This window comes from Rhizorhabdus antheiae, from assembly GCF_049889055.1.
GTDB lineage: Bacteria > Pseudomonadota > Alphaproteobacteria > Sphingomonadales > Sphingomonadaceae > Rhizorhabdus.
In genome coordinates this window covers 1-13,705 of the sequence record NZ_JBLTWO010000014.1, presented here as the reverse complement: position 1 = coordinate 13,705, position 13,705 = coordinate 1, and the positions used below count along the sequence as shown (strand labels likewise).

14 protein-coding genes are annotated in these 13,705 nt (G+C 64.4%); 7 read left to right on the top strand and 7 right to left on the bottom strand.

The window, feature by feature from the left end; translation table 11 throughout:
• Nucleotides 1–51: 51 nt before the first annotated feature.
• The gene (locus ACNI3R_RS18990; protein ID WP_426186298.1) at nucleotides 52–1,236 is read right to left on the bottom strand and encodes an acetyl-CoA C-acyltransferase; all 1,185 of its coding nucleotides are present in this window, start codon (nucleotides 1,234–1,236) and stop codon (nucleotides 52–54) included.
• 41 nt (nucleotides 1,237–1,277) lie between these two features.
• Nucleotides 1,278–2,405: an acyl-CoA dehydrogenase family protein gene (locus ACNI3R_RS18985; protein ID WP_426186295.1), complete on the bottom strand. Its 1,128-nt coding sequence runs from the start codon at nucleotides 2,403–2,405 to the stop codon at nucleotides 1,278–1,280.
• Nucleotides 2,406–2,478: 73 nt separating this feature from the next.
• Between ACNI3R_RS18985 and ACNI3R_RS18980 the strand changes: the two genes are divergently transcribed.
• Nucleotides 2,479–3,153, top strand: a complete 675-nt coding sequence (locus ACNI3R_RS18980; protein WP_426186292.1) for a TetR/AcrR family transcriptional regulator — start codon at nucleotides 2,479–2,481, stop codon at nucleotides 3,151–3,153.
• A gap of 440 nt (nucleotides 3,154–3,593) precedes the next feature.
• On the opposite strand, the gene ACNI3R_RS18975 is transcribed toward ACNI3R_RS18980, so the two are convergent.
• From ACNI3R_RS18975 to ACNI3R_RS18965, 3 genes are read right to left on the bottom strand one after another with little or no spacing between them, the layout of a single operon-like run.
• Nucleotides 3,594–4,094 carry a hypothetical protein gene (locus tag ACNI3R_RS18975; RefSeq protein WP_426186289.1) on the bottom strand — a complete coding sequence of 167 codons (501 nt, stop codon included), beginning with the start codon at nucleotides 4,092–4,094 and terminating at the stop codon, nucleotides 3,594–3,596.
• 9 nt (nucleotides 4,095–4,103) lie between these two features.
• On the bottom strand, nucleotides 4,104–5,237 hold the full coding sequence (locus ACNI3R_RS18970) for a HigA family addiction module antitoxin (RefSeq protein ID WP_426186286.1): 1,134 nt from the start codon (nucleotides 5,235–5,237) through the stop codon (nucleotides 4,104–4,106).
• Nucleotides 5,237–5,533 (bottom strand): type II toxin-antitoxin system RelE/ParE family toxin, encoded by a 297-nt coding sequence (locus ACNI3R_RS18965; RefSeq protein WP_426186283.1) that lies wholly within the window; start codon nucleotides 5,531–5,533, stop codon nucleotides 5,237–5,239. Before ACNI3R_RS18965 ends, ACNI3R_RS18970 begins: the two co-directional genes overlap by 1 nt.
• 110 nt (nucleotides 5,534–5,643) lie before the next feature.
• On the opposite strand from ACNI3R_RS18965, the gene ACNI3R_RS18960 reads away from it, so the two are divergent.
• A complete protein-coding gene (locus ACNI3R_RS18960) occupies nucleotides 5,644–6,558 on the top strand; it encodes an IS1 family transposase (protein WP_426186280.1) in 915 nt (304 codons plus the stop codon).
• 183 nt (nucleotides 6,559–6,741) lie between these two features.
• Complete coding sequence (locus ACNI3R_RS18955) at nucleotides 6,742–7,197, top strand: VOC family protein (protein WP_426186277.1); 456 nt, start codon at nucleotides 6,742–6,744, stop codon at nucleotides 7,195–7,197.
• Nucleotides 7,198–7,207: 10 nt separating this feature from the next.
• Here ACNI3R_RS18955 and ACNI3R_RS18950 read toward each other — a convergent pair whose 3' ends face one another.
• The gene (locus tag ACNI3R_RS18950) at nucleotides 7,208–8,212 is read right to left on the bottom strand and encodes an inorganic phosphate transporter (RefSeq protein WP_426186274.1); all 1,005 of its coding nucleotides are present in this window, start codon (nucleotides 8,210–8,212) and stop codon (nucleotides 7,208–7,210) included.
• A 2-nt stretch (nucleotides 8,213–8,214) separates the two neighbouring features.
• On the bottom strand, nucleotides 8,215–9,330 hold the full coding sequence (locus tag ACNI3R_RS18945; RefSeq protein WP_426186483.1) for a DUF47 family protein: 1,116 nt from the start codon (nucleotides 9,328–9,330) through the stop codon (nucleotides 8,215–8,217).
• Between the two features lie 312 nt (nucleotides 9,331–9,642).
• Here ACNI3R_RS18945 and ACNI3R_RS18940 point away from each other — a divergent pair, with 312 nt between their 5' ends.
• The 4 genes from ACNI3R_RS18940 to ACNI3R_RS18925 all read left to right on the top strand — a co-directional run.
• Complete coding sequence (locus ACNI3R_RS18940; RefSeq protein WP_426186271.1) at nucleotides 9,643–9,969, top strand: UrcA family protein; 327 nt, start codon at nucleotides 9,643–9,645, stop codon at nucleotides 9,967–9,969.
• A gap of 375 nt (nucleotides 9,970–10,344) precedes the next feature.
• The gene (otsB, locus tag ACNI3R_RS18935; protein ID WP_426186268.1) at nucleotides 10,345–11,100 is read left to right on the top strand and encodes a trehalose-phosphatase; all 756 of its coding nucleotides are present in this window, start codon (nucleotides 10,345–10,347) and stop codon (nucleotides 11,098–11,100) included.
• Nucleotides 11,097–12,893 (top strand): glycoside hydrolase family 15 protein, encoded by a 1,797-nt coding sequence (locus ACNI3R_RS18930; RefSeq protein WP_426186265.1) that lies wholly within the window; start codon nucleotides 11,097–11,099, stop codon nucleotides 12,891–12,893. The genes otsB and ACNI3R_RS18930 overlap by 4 nt, the downstream gene beginning before the upstream one ends.
• Nucleotides 12,890–13,705, top strand: an 816-nt coding sequence (locus ACNI3R_RS18925) for an alpha,alpha-trehalose-phosphate synthase (UDP-forming) (RefSeq protein ID WP_426186262.1), incomplete at its 3' end; no start/stop codon positions are given. The genes ACNI3R_RS18930 and ACNI3R_RS18925, both read left to right, overlap by 4 nt.

Below are 13,705 nucleotides of genomic sequence, written 5' to 3'. Positions count from 1 at the left end.
TCCTGGGCGAGCCAGCCCTAGAGGGGCGCCCGCCGAATATCCAGCGCCGTATCAGACCAGCTCGACCGCCATCGCGGTGGCTTCGCCGCCGCCGATGCAGAGGCTGGCGACGCCGCGCTTCAGGCCGCGATTCTGGAGCGCGCCGAGCAGGGTCGCGATCACGCGCGCGCCGCTCGCACCGATCGGGTGGCCGAGCGCGCAGGCCCCGCCGTTGACGTTGAGCTTGTCGGCCGGGATCTGCAGGTCCTTCGCGGCGATCATCGCGACGACCGCAAAGGCTTCGTTGACCTCGAACAGATCGACATCGTCGACTGTCCAGCCGGCCTTCTTCAACGCCTTCTCGATCGCGGGGACGGGGGCGGTGGTGAACAGGCCCGGTTCATGCGCATGCGCCGCGTGCGACGCGACGCGGGCGACGACCGGCAGGCCGAGCTTATTCGCGACGCTCTGCCGCGTCATCACCAGTGCCGCCGCGCCGTCCGAGATGGACGAGCTGTTGGCCGCGGTGATGGTGCCGTCCTTGGCGAAGGCGGGCTTGAGCGTCGGGATCTTCTCCGGACGCGCTTTGCCCGGCTGTTCGTCGGTCGCCACGGTCACCGGCCCGCTGCGCGTCTGCAGCGTCACCGGCACGATCTCGCGCTCGAACGCACCACTGGTGATCGCTTCGTTAGCGCGGCTCAGCGAGCGGATCGCATAATCGTCCTGCGCCTCGCGCGTGAACTGGTAGTTGCGCGCCGAATCCTCGGCGAAGGCGCCCATCAGCTTGCCCGGCGTATAAGCGTCTTCGAGGCCGTCGAGATACATCGAGTCCTTGATCACGTCATGGCCGATGCGCGCGCCGCCGCGATGCTTCGCGAGCAGATAGGGGGCGTTGGTCATGCTCTCCATGCCGCCCGCGACGATGACGTCGGCGCTGCCGGCGGCGAGGGCGTCATGCGCCATGATCGCGGCCTGCATGCCCGACCCGCACATCTTGTTGACCGTGGTCGCCTCGACATTCTTGGGCAGGCCGGCGCCGAGCGCCGCCTGGCGGGCCGGGGCCTGGCCGAGCCCGGCCGGGAGCACGCAGCCCATGAAGATCTGCTCGACCTGCTCGCCTTCGATGCCGGCGCGCTCGATCGCGGCCTTGACGGCGGCGGCGCCGAGTTCGGTGGCGGACGCGCCCGAAAGCGCGCCCTGGAAGCCGCCCATGGGCGTGCGGGCGTAGGAGGCGATGACGACGGGATCGGTGCTCATGCTGCTATCCTCATGCGAAAAGAAGAAGAGGTAAGTCGGGATCAAAGGCCGCGGGCGATCACCATGCGCTGGATATCGGACGTGCCTTCGTAGATCTGGCAGACGCGAACGTCGCGGTAGATTTTGGCGAGGCCATATTCCTCGAGATAGCCATAGCCGCCGAGCGTCTGGATGGCACCCGAGACGATCGCTTCGGCAGCTTCCGAGGCGAACAGCTTGGCCATCGAGGCTTCCTGCAGGCAGGGTTTGCCGGCATCCTTGCAGGCCGCCGCGTGGAGGACGAGGTGGCGCGATGCTTCCAGCCGGGTTGCCAGATCGGCGAGGCGGAAGCCGACCGCCTGATGTTCGATGATCGGCTTGCCGAAGCTGCGCCGGTCGCGGGCATAGCCGACCGCGATTTCGAGCGCGGCCTGCGCCATGCCGACGCATTGGGCGGCGATGCCGATGCGGCCCGCTTCCAGATTGGCGAGCGCGATATTGTAGCCGCGCCCCTCGGCGCCGAACAGCAACTCGTCCTCGACGAACAGCTCGTCGAAGCGGATCGCACAGGTGTCCGATGCTGCCTGGCCCAGCTTGTGCTCGACCTTGTCGACGACATAGCCGGGCCGGTCGGTCGGCACGAGGAAGGCGGACATGCCCTTCTTACCTGCTTCGGGATCGGTGACGGCGAACACCATCGTCAGGCCCGCGATCTTGCCCGAGGTGATGAACTGCTTGGCGCCGTTGAGCCGCCAGCCGCCGTCGACACGCTGCGCGCGGGTGCGGATCGCGGCGGCATCCGATCCCGCATCGCTCTCGGTCAGCGCAAAGGCGCCGATCATGCGGCCGCCGATCAGGTCGGGGAGGAAGCGCTGCTTCTGCGCCTCGCTGCCTTGCGCCAGCAGTCCGCCGACGAGCAGGCTGTTCTGGATCGATACGACCGTCGACAGCGCGCCGTCGGCTGCCGCCAGCTCGATCAGTGAGAGGGCGTAGGACACATAATCGGCGTCCGCGCCGCCATAGGTTTCGGGGGCCACCATGCCGAGCAGGCCCAGGCTCGCAACCTCTTCGAACAGGCCGTCGGGATAGCCGCCTGCCCTTTCGTAGGCGGCGCTGTGCGGCTTGATCCGTTCCTGCGCGAAGCTCCGTACTGCCTCCTGGATCGCAAGCTGCGTCTCGTTGAGAATCATGAAACCCCTCGGAAAATTCTATACTCACAGGTATATTGATTGCTGGCAGGTTTTGTGTCAACTCGGACGCAGAATGAAGATAGCCGATCAGCGCGACGCGCCTGCGTCCCCGTTCAGAACGCGCGAGCAGCGGGAAGAGGAACGGTCGGCCAAGCGGCTGGCGCTGCTCGTCGCGGCGGTGCGGATGTTCAACGAGCGCGGCTTCCACGCGACCCTGCTCGAGGATGTTGCGGCCAGCCTCGGTGTGTCCAAGCCGACCATCTACCATTATCTCGGCAACAAGGAGCGGGTGCTGCTCGAATGCATCCGTCTGGGCATCGAACAGTTCCGCGAGGCGATCGACGCGGCGCGGGCGCTGCCCGGCAATGGGCTCGACCGGCTCCGCCATTTCCTGCGCGCCTATGCCTGCATCAACATGGACGATTTCGGCCGCTGCGTGATCCGGACAGGCGTCGAGCCGCTGTCAGCCGAAGGCGCGCAGGTGATGCGCGACCAGAAGCGTGGCATCGACGCTGCGCTGCGCTCGTTCATCGAGGAGGGCATGGCCGACGGCTCGATCGCCGCGAGCGATCCCAAGCTGCTGGCCTTCACGCTCGCGGGCGCGCTCAACTGGCCGGCGCGCTGGCATGCGCCCGGCGGACCGATGAGCGCGGGGGACATCGCGACGCAGATGGTCGATATACTGACCACGGGGCTCGCGCCGCGCCGCGCTGAGCCGAGCGGAAAGCGGGGTAGTGGGTCAGTTTGAAATCAGCTCTGCAAAATAGCGCAGAGAGCGCTATATAGAGCGCATGACAGTTAGATCACCCGGAACGAACGCGCCGCTTCACCGGCGTACCGAAAAGGCCCTTGAGCGCAAAGCGGCACTTGTGGCTCGCTATTTGGAAGAGGGCATGACCGAAGAGGAAGCGACCGAGCGCGCACATGCTGAAATGCGCGACAATGGTAAAGGTGACTGGCGTCGAGGATGACCGCCAAGACACGCAAGCGCCCGCGTGATCCCAACCAGCTCGCGAAGCTAATTACGGATATTGCGACTGGCGAGGCGAGCGAGCCCGAGCAGACTACGTTCGAGAGGCGCGCTAGCAAGGCGGGGAGCAAAGGTGGCCCGGCTCGGGCAAAGGCTCTTACTCCTGCTCAGCGGACGGAAATCGCCAGTAACGCAGCAAACGCTCGTTGGAGGAAAGCCTAAGCGGCTTCCTCGCCCTTATAGCGCTCAGCCTGTTCAGCCGCCCGATGCTCGGCCACGTCGTCTTGAAATTCAAGGTGGAACGCTAGCTGGAGATCGGACGGAAAGTTCTTATTCATCCGCTCGACGTCGCAGACGGCACGATAAACATCGTGTGCGATTGCTTCTCGACGTTGCCGTATCGACATTTGCCGCTTCGTCGGCGTTCCTCCGTGGTCGATGTCGAAGTAGTGTTTCACCCCAACGCCGTTGGCATTGAACAACGTGACGCACTGCTTCGCGCGGTAAGTGAAGCTGCCTTCTTCATCGTAGCGTTTCGCTTGGCGCAGCGCTTGGGTGACCTGCTTGCGAAGTATCTGGCGGACGTCCTGAGGGCGCAACCCAAGCTTCCCATGTGCCATAGCCCAATCAATGAAGTCGTTAGGATCACCCGAATCCTGACCAGTCTCTTCCTCCCACTGATCCCAGTGACGGAGTAGCTGTTCGTTGTAATCGGCCATCACAAACTCCTAAAGGCCGGTTGGGGAGAAATGGCCCCAGCCGTCCTTGTGCTTCCAATCCATCAGATGGTCGCGAACCCCGATCTGATACTCGCGAAGCCAATTCCATTTCTTCGTGTGGTTTTGGATTTGCCCGACAACGATGCCGGGATGCACCTCCATACGAGCGGCAAACTGCACCACGTCCTCACGAGAAATGAAGGGGCTCTTTCGGGCGATGAAGGAGTGCAGTTGGGTGGCGGGCACACAGAACGTTGCCGCCGCCTCATTGGCAACTCGCTCGCATTCTAGTTCGGCATCCTTGCCGATATCGCTATCGACAGGAGCAAACGAGTATTCCTTGCCGTCACCGTTGAGCACATGCTCAATTTCGTGGCGCAGCACGAACGCAAAGTTGTCGATCCGGTCGAGACGCAGTGTCATTCCGATGACGGGCTGACCGCCCAACCAAACACAAACACCGTCAATCTTTGAGCCGGGGAGATGCTCAACCAGCACGAAGCGTACGCCGCACCGGTGCAAAATCTCCGGAATGTGGACCAGATCCTCCTTCAAGAGCAGATGCTCCTTTATGGAGGGCAGGCTCTTTCGCAGTTCATCCTCGGAATACGGCGGGCACTCCATCTGCTCCGCCATCTTACGAACTCGATTGAGCCAAACGTACTGGATTTCCGTGGTGCCCTCATAGTCACGCTTCCGCGCCGCGTGCGCGAGCAGCGGCGCATCGCTGACAAAAGGAATATCCTGAATACGGTTTTTGTCGAAGAAGCGCATCATCTGAAGATCAAGCAGGTCTGGTTCAGCGTCCTCGATCCAGCCACGCTTAATCATTTCCCGCAGAGGGAATACCGACAGCCATGTCGCTCGGGTCTTCACCCCGGGGTCGGCCTTTTTTGCCTTTTGAAGGTCGTACATCTTCTGCAGGTTCATGAAGAAGTCCGCAGGCATGTCGAAAGCATCGCCGAGCGCGACCGCCGTGTCCGGCGTGATTGAAGTCGCACCCTTGATCAGCTTATTCAGCTGGCTGCCATCCATCCCGAGAATGTATGCGAGATCAGCCTGCGCCCACCCTCGAGCGTCAAGCTCCTCCTCGATGAAGGTGCCGGGATGATCGACCGGCAATGGGGCGGTGGCCTTGGCCATTAGTGGTAATCCTCAATCTGCAATATCGTGACCGTCTGCGGCTCGGTTTCTTCGTCCAGTTCGAAAACCAATCGGAACTGATCGTTCAACCGTATTGACCGCTGACCTTCACGATCCCCCCTCAGCTGCTCGTAGTGCAGGCTTTTCCAATTCCGGAGTGAACGAACATCGCCCGCCGCTCTTAAGACCGTGAGCTTGCGCCGCGCCGACTTGATGATCGCGACGCCCAGACGGGTTTCCCCTGCTCGGTCAGTCTCGATCAGCGCCAGCTCCTTATTAGCAAACACGATCCTCATAACGAGGGCCTTATCATGCCCGGAATCTAGGGCGCAAGCATAAATTGACTACTAATACCAAACTGACTGTTATGCTTGACTTATACAATAAATGGTCAGATAGGTGGTACATGAATAGACTCTCAAACGACGACCGCTCTAAAATCCTCCACTTTCTGTGCGAGGGGGTTAGCATCCGCGCGATCACGCAGATGACCGGGGCGAGCAAGAACACTGTGGCAAAACTGCTCGTTGACGCGGGCAAGGCGTGCGCCGCCTATCACGACGCCAACGTGCGGAACGTGAAGGCGGCCCGGGTGCAGGTCGATGAAATCTGGTCGTTCGCCTACGCCAAGCAGAAGAACGTCGCGACCGCGAGGGATGCGCCGGAAGGTGCTGGCGATACGTGGACGTGGACCGCGCTCGACGCCGATAGCAAAATGATCGTGTCCTATCTGGTCGGCGGTCGCGGTGTTGAATACGCCATGTGGTTCATGGACGATCTGGCAGCGCGGCTCGCCAATCGCGTCCAGCTGGCGCACGACGGGCACCTAGCCTATCTAGAAGCCGTCGAGGCCTCGGTCGGCGCGGACATGGACTATGCGCAGCGAGTGAAACTCTACTGCGCTACGGTTGGTCCCGCCGGTCGCTACAGCTCCGCGGAATGCATCGGATCGAAGAAGGTCTGCCGCGAAGGCAACCCGGATATAGACAAGGTTTCGACCAGCTATGTGGAACGCCAGAACCTCACTGTGCGGATGCACATGCGCCGCTTCACGGCCCTGACCAACGCCACCTCAAAGAAAGTCGAGAACCATGCGTACGCGGTCGCGCTGCACATGATGCATTATAATTTCGTGCGCATTCATACGACGCTGCGCGTCACCCCGGCGGTGGCCGCCGGCGTCACCGATCGGCTTTGGGAGATTGCGGACATCGCAAAGCTGGTGGAAGATGCGGAGGCTAAGCCCGCGAGGCGGGGGCCGTACAAAAAAGGGGTTGAAACCCGACGATCTGCCACCGATATCATCGTCGCCGTCGTCTAGTGGTAGGACGCTTCGCTCACAACGAAGAAACTCGGGTTCGAATCCCGATGGCCCATCCAAGCCCGCTTCGGTCGGGTTTCCATTTCAGCGCCAATTTTCAAACTGACCCACTACCGACGGCGGGCTTCGATTGAGCTCACTGGCCAGGCGATGTATCCCGGCGCGGTTCGGAGGTCATGCATCATGCCGTCGCGTCATATCCTGTCCGCAGCGCTTCTTCTGGCCCTGCTCGCCCCGACCGCAACCGCCGCGGCTGAGCCTGCCGGCCGGATAACCGGCGTGGGGGGCGTCTTCTTCCGCAGCAAGGACCCCAAGGCGCTGATGCACTGGTACCGCGACGTGCTGGGCATCCCGCTCGAAAGCTGGGGCGGCGCGGTGTTGCGCTACGACGCGCCGGGCCATCCGCCGGCGGTGGTCGTCAACGCGTTCGAGGAGGCGGGGGACTATATGGCGCCCTCTACCCGGTCCTATATGCTGAATTTCGCGGTCGATGACATGGACGCCTTCCTCCGGCGCATCGAGGCGAAGGGTGTGAAGGTCCTGAAGCGCGACGACAGCGACCCCAGCGGGAAGTTCGCCTGGATCCTCGATCCGGACGGGACCAAGATCGAGTTCTGGCAGCCAGGTCCGGAACGCTGACGCTCCCGCCTCAGCCGAACAGCCCCGCCAAGAAATAGAAGAGCGCACCGATCGCGGCAGCGGCGGGGAGGGTGATCACCCAGGCGATGACGATGCTGCCCGCCACGTTCCAGCGCACCGCGGACAGCCGGCGCGATGAACCGACGCCGACGATCGCGCCGGTGATGGTGTGCGTCGTCGACACCGGAATGCCGAGCCAGGTCGCGCCGAACAGGGTGATCGCGCCGCCAGTTTCCGCGCAGAAGCCCTGCGCCGGGGTGAGGCGGGTGATCTTCGATCCCATGGTGTGGACGATCTTCCAGCCGCCCATCAGCGTGCCGAGGCCCATCGCCGACTGGCAGGTTATGACCACCCAGAAGGGGACGTGGAATTCCCCGCCGAGCATGCCCTGCGAATAGAGCAGGACGGCGATGATCCCCATCGTCTTCTGCGCGTCGTTGCCGCCATGGCCGAGCGAATAGAGCGAGGCCGAGATCAGCTGAAGCCGGCGATATCGGCGGTCGGCCGCTGTCGGTGTCGAGCGGACGAACACCCAGCTGGTGATCAGGACGAGCAGGAGCGCGAGCACCAGGCCGATGGTCGGGGAAAGCACGATCGCGAAGCTGGTCTTGAGCACGCCCGACCAGACGATCGCGGCGCTCCCCGCCTTGGCAGTGCCGGCGCCCAGCAGTCCGCCGATCAGCGCGTGGCTGGACGAGGAGGGGATGCCGAGCAGCCAGGTGATGACGTTCCAGCTGATCGCCCCCATCAGCGCGCCGAAGATCACGCGCGCGTCGACGATCTCTGCACTGACGATGCCCTTGCCCACGGTCTCGGCCACATGGAGGCCGAAGAACAGGAAGGCGATGAAGTTGAAGAAGGCCGCCATCGCCACCGCATGGTGCGGCTTGAGCACGCGGGTCGAGACCACGGTCGCGATCGAATTGGCGGCGTCGTGCAGGCCGTTCAGAAAATCGAACGCCAGCGCGATGCCGATCAGGCCGACCAGCAGCGGAAAGGAAATGATCGGGTCCATCGTCAGGCGTGGTCGAGCACGAGGCCCTGGATCTCGTTGGCGACATCCTCGAAGGCGTCGGTGATCTTCTCGAGATGGCTGTAGATTTCGCGGCCGATGATGAAGGCCATCGGCGACTTCTCGCCCTTGGCCTTGAACAGCACCTTCAGGCCGAGCGCATGGATTTCGTCGGCATGACCCTCCAGCCGCACGATCCGCTCGGTCAGGCTGTGCAGCCGGCCCGAATTGCGGCCGAGATCGCGCAGCAGCGGCATCGCGTCGGCGGTGATCCGGGCGGCTTCCACGATGATGCCCGCCATGTCGCGCATATGCGGCTCGAACTCCTTGACCTCGTAGAGCATGATCGCCTTCGCGGTCTGGTTCATCTGGTCGATCGCATCGTCCATCGAGCCGATCAGGCTGGTGATCGCAGTCCGGTCGAACGGGGTGATCAGCGTCTTGCGGACGTCGACCAGCACGTCGCGGATGATGTCGTCTGCGTCATTTTCCCGGTCGAAGATTTCCTGGCTGTGGGCCGGCATGTCGGGGCCGCCCTGCAGCAGGCGCCCGAGCGCATCGGCGGCCGCGACGTTGAGCGCGGCATGCGCCTCGAACTGCTCGAAGAAGCGGCCCTGCTTGGGCAGGAGTGCCTGGAACCAGCGCACGATGGTGAACCTTTCTGCTGAGTGGCGGCGCGTGGCCGAAACGACGCGTTCCGCCAGCCCCGGATTCCAGACCGGGGGGGTGAACTGCGCCAATATGAGTTTGAGATCGGGCTCGTCGACGGCCGCCGCGGCGTCGGTCGGCATGAACCAGCGGGTCTGCCGCTCGTCCTTTTCCGGCCATTCGTCGAGCTGGGTGGTGACCGAGAAGGGGAAGATATCGACCGTCGCCGGGCGCGAGGTGCCGTTGCGGCGCTGCTTGCGATAATCGTAACTGCCGATCGCATAAGGGCAGGCGATGCCGACCAGCCCCGCCTCCTCATAGGCTTCCTGGCTCGCCGCTTCGTGGCTGCTCAGTCCCTTGATGCGGTTGCCCTTGGGCAGCACCCATCGGCCGGTGTCGCGCGACGTGATCAGCATGACCTCGATCAGGCCCGCTGGGGTCGTGCGATAGGGCAGGACGGCAATCTGGCGAATGATTCGAATCCCCGGAGCGAAGGGGCTCCCTACAAATGTGACAGTTATGTTGCAACGTCGACGGCGAATCGGCCGCCGTGGCTCCCGCTTTCCCTTACGCCTGTCGTTCGTCGAACGTCCCCGTCGTTTCGTCGGCAGCATTCGACTTTGGTGGAGGCGGTGCGACGGTCGGTCGAAGCTCGCATGCGGCGAGTCGGGCAGGCGCCTATCCCAGGATCAACGGCACGGCACATCGAAACGCCGGGCCGCAGACAAGGATTTCACCGGGCAGACGAACGCCACGTCCTCCCGGCGCATAACAGGAGAACGACCATGACCCGCATCTTCACCGCCTTCGCCGCCCTCGCTTCCGTCAGCGTCCTCGCCGTTCCGGCTTTTGCCCAGCGCACCGCCGAAATCGCCTATGGCGATCTCGACCTGACGAGCGCAGACGGCGCCGCCACGCTCAAGGCCCGCGTTCAGCGCGCCGCCAAGCGCGTCTGCGCCTCGGAAGGCGACCGTTCGCTGAACAACGTCGCGCAGAGCCGCGCCTGCTCGACCGTCGCGATGGCCAAAGCGATGCCGCAGGTCGAACTGGCGCTGGCCAAGGCCGGCACCCAATATGCCGACGCCGGCCGCCTGACCGTCGCCGCCAAATAACCAGCCCCCGGCGCGCTTCGCCCCCAGACGCCTTGCCGCAGCGCGCTGCAGCGACGGACATCCGCAGGGATCGTCCGTCGCTGCTCTGGCACGAACCATCTACGGCGTCGCTTGATCGCGCCGAGGCATTGCCCACCTCTACAGATACATGCGGCCGGACTGGCAATTTCCTCCGCATGGGACGCACCCTCGGGTTCCCTTTCCCGGGGGTGCTTTCCGTTTCTCCCCGTTCATCTCGCAGCAGCACAGGACCGGTTCGCCTCCGCAACGGAACCCTCCGGCCGATCGCGCGTCCTTAGATCGGGCGCACCGGGCTTCGCTCGGTTCGTCCCTGTCGGCGTGCCCCATGTCCAGATGAACGGTGATTTTAACGAGATGCTGTCCCGGTCCCATCAACCGGTGCTGGCGCCACCCCCGGCGCTCGACCCCCTCCGCTTCGGCCTGTTCATCGATTTCGATGGCACGCTGGTTCCTCTGGTCGACCATCCCGACCTCGTCCGTGCGGACGGCGAACTGATCGAGCTTCTCACTGCGCTTCATGGGCGTTTTGCAGGCCGTGTCGCCATCGTCAGCGGCCGGTCGGTCGCCCAGCTGGATGCGATGATCGGAGATGTCGCTTCGGCGATCGCGGTGGCGGGGAGCCATGGCGCCGAGGTTCGTCTCGACGGCCGGCTGGTCGAACCCGAACGGCCCGCCGGCCTCGACGCCGCGATCGCCGAGGTGCGCGGCTATGGCGCCGGACACCCCGAAATGTTCATCGAGGAAAAGAGCCATGGAGTCGCGATGCATTACCGCAAGGCGCCGATATTGGAGGAGCCGGTGCGCCGCCGCGCCGCAGCCATTGCCGAACGCAACGGTCTCCAGGTTCAGCCCGGCAAAATGATGGTCGAACTGCGCGGGCCGGGCTGGGAAAAGGGGCAGGCGATCGAGGCGCTGCTCGCCGAACCGCAGTTCGCAGCGAGCCTGCCGGTGATGATCGGCGACGACCTGACCGACGAATCCGCGCTGCGCGTCGCCGAGGATCGCGGCGGCTTCGGCGTGCTGGTGGGGCCCGGACGCGAGACCGCCGCCCGCTTCGGGCTGGCCGACGTCGGATCGGTGCGCCGCTGGCTGTGGGAGGCGGTGGCATGACCGCGACGCTCGATCTCTGGCCGATCGGCAATTGCCAGGTGTCCGCGCTCGTCGACCGCGCCGGACGCTTCGTCTGGGCCTGCGTCCCGCGCGTTGATGGCGACCCCGTCTTTTCCTCGCTGCTCGACAGCAACCGGCCCTCGGCCGAAGGCGCGCGCGGCTTCTGGGAGATCGACCTGGAGGATTGCGTCGACACCCAGCAGCATTATGTCCGCAACACCCCGATCCTCGTCACCCGCCATGCCGATGCGGCGGGCAATGCGATCGAGGTGATCGACTTCTGCCCCCGCATCCATCGGCACGGCCGCATGTGCCGCCCGGTGGCGTTCGCGCGGATCGTGCGGCCCGTATCGGGCAGCCCCCGCATCAAGGTGCGGCTGCGTCCGTCGCGCGACTGGGGAGCGTCGGCGCCAGAGACGACGCGCGGGTCCAATCATATCCGCTATTTGCTGGCCGACACGACATTGCGCCTCACCACCTCGGCGCCGATCGGCTGGATCGAGAGCGAGCGGCTGTTCCGCGTCGAACGCCCGCTGCACTTCTTCCTCGGCCCCGATGAAAGCTTCGTCGGCGATATCGGCGACGCGCTCGACACGATGCTCGAGCATACGACGCAGGAGTGGCGGCACTGGGTCCGTGCGCTGGCGACCCCGGTCGAATGGCAGGATGCGGTGATCCGCTCGGCGATTACGCTGAAGCTCTGCCAGCATGAGGAAACGGGCGCGATCGTCGCCGCGCTGACCACCTCGGTGCCCGAACATGCGGGCAGCCAGCGGAACTGGGACTATCGCTATTGCTGGATACGCGACGCCTATTACACCGTGCAGGCGCTTAACCGCCTCGGCGCGCTCGACGTATTGGAGACCTATCTCGAATATCTGCGCAACATCGTCGACAATGCCAAGGGCGGGCATATCCAGCCGCTCTACGGCGTCGGCGGCGAGGCGCGGCTGGTCGAGCGGGTTGCGCCGCATCTCGACGGCTATCGCGGCATGGGGCCGGTGCGCGTCGGCAACCAGGCCTATGAGCAGATTCAGCACGACGCTTACGGCCAGATCATCCTGTCCAACGCGCAGGCTTTTTTCGACCAGCGCCTGTTCCGCATGGCCGGCGAGGAGGATTTCCGCGCGCTCGAACGGGTCGGCGAACTCGCCTGGCAGGTGCATGACAAGCCCGACGCCGGTCTGTGGGAACTGCGCACCAAGAGCCATGTCCACACCTATTCGGTGGCGATGTGCTGGGCGGCGTGCGACCGGTTGGCCAACGCCGCGCGCGCGCTGGCGCTGCCCGAGCGCGAGGCCTTCTGGCGCGACCGCGCGCTGCAGATCCGTGCGCGGATCGAGAGCGAGGCCTGGCGCGAGGACACGCAACGCATCTCCGCCACCTTCGGCGGGGACGATCTCGACGCCAGCCTGATCCAGTTGCTCGACCTGCGCTTCGTCGCGCCCGACGATCCGCGCTTTCAGGGGACGCTGCGCGCGGTCGAACAGGGGCTGCGGCGCGGCTCGCACATGCTGCGCTATGCCACCGAGGACGACTTCGGCCTTCCGCATACGGCATTCAACGTATGCACCTTCTGGTTGATCGAAGCGTTGTGGCTCACTGGGCGTACCGAAGATGCAAGGGAGCTTTTCGAGGAAATGCTATCGCGAAGGACCCGCGCCGGACTGCTGTCCGAGGATATCGATCCCGTGACGGGGGAACTGTGGGGCAATTACCCGCAGACCTATTCGCTGGTCGGCATCATCAATTGCGCCGCGCTGCTCAGCCGGCCGTGGAGCGCCGTCCGATGAGCCGCCTGATCATCGTGTCGAACCGCGTCCAGCCGCCGACTGGCGAGGGCGGGGGCAACCAGGGCGGGCTCGCGGTCGCACTGTCCGCCGCGCTGCGGGAATCGAGCGGCATCTGGTTCGGCTGGTCCGGCGAAGCCACGGAGCAGTTCACCGGCCATATCAACCTGCGCCGCGCTTTCGGGGTTACGACCGCGACGGTCGATCTGGAGGAGCAGGACGTCGACGAATATTATAATGGCTATGCGAATCGGACGCTGTGGCCGCTGTTCCACTACCGGGTCGACCTGGCCGAGTTCGAAAGCGGCTTTGCCGAGGGCTATGAGCGGGTCAACCGCCGCTTCGCCGAGACGCTCCAGCCGCTGGTCGAGGAAGACGACCTGATCTGGGTCCACGACTATCACATGTTCCCGCTCGGCCGCTTCCTGCGCGACCGGGGCGTGCGCAACCGCATGGGCTTCTTCCTGCACATCCCCTGGCCGCCTTACCGGCTGCTGATGTCGCTGCCCGACCATCGCGAACTGGTCGAGACGCTGTTCGCCTATGACGTGGTCGGCTTCCAGACGCAGGATTCGCTCGAGGCTTTCCACGACTATGTCGTCCATGAAATGGGCGGCACGGTTGGGGAGGACGGCAGGGTCGTCGCCGGCGACCGGTCGGTGCTGGCGATGGCCTGCCCGATCGGGATCGACACCGACAATTTCCTCGAAGCCGCCAGGTCACCCGCCGCGCTGGCCGCCTTTCAGCGGATGCGCGAGAGCGCCAATGGGCGCGACATGATCGTGGGTGTCGACCGGCTCGATTATTCCAAGGGG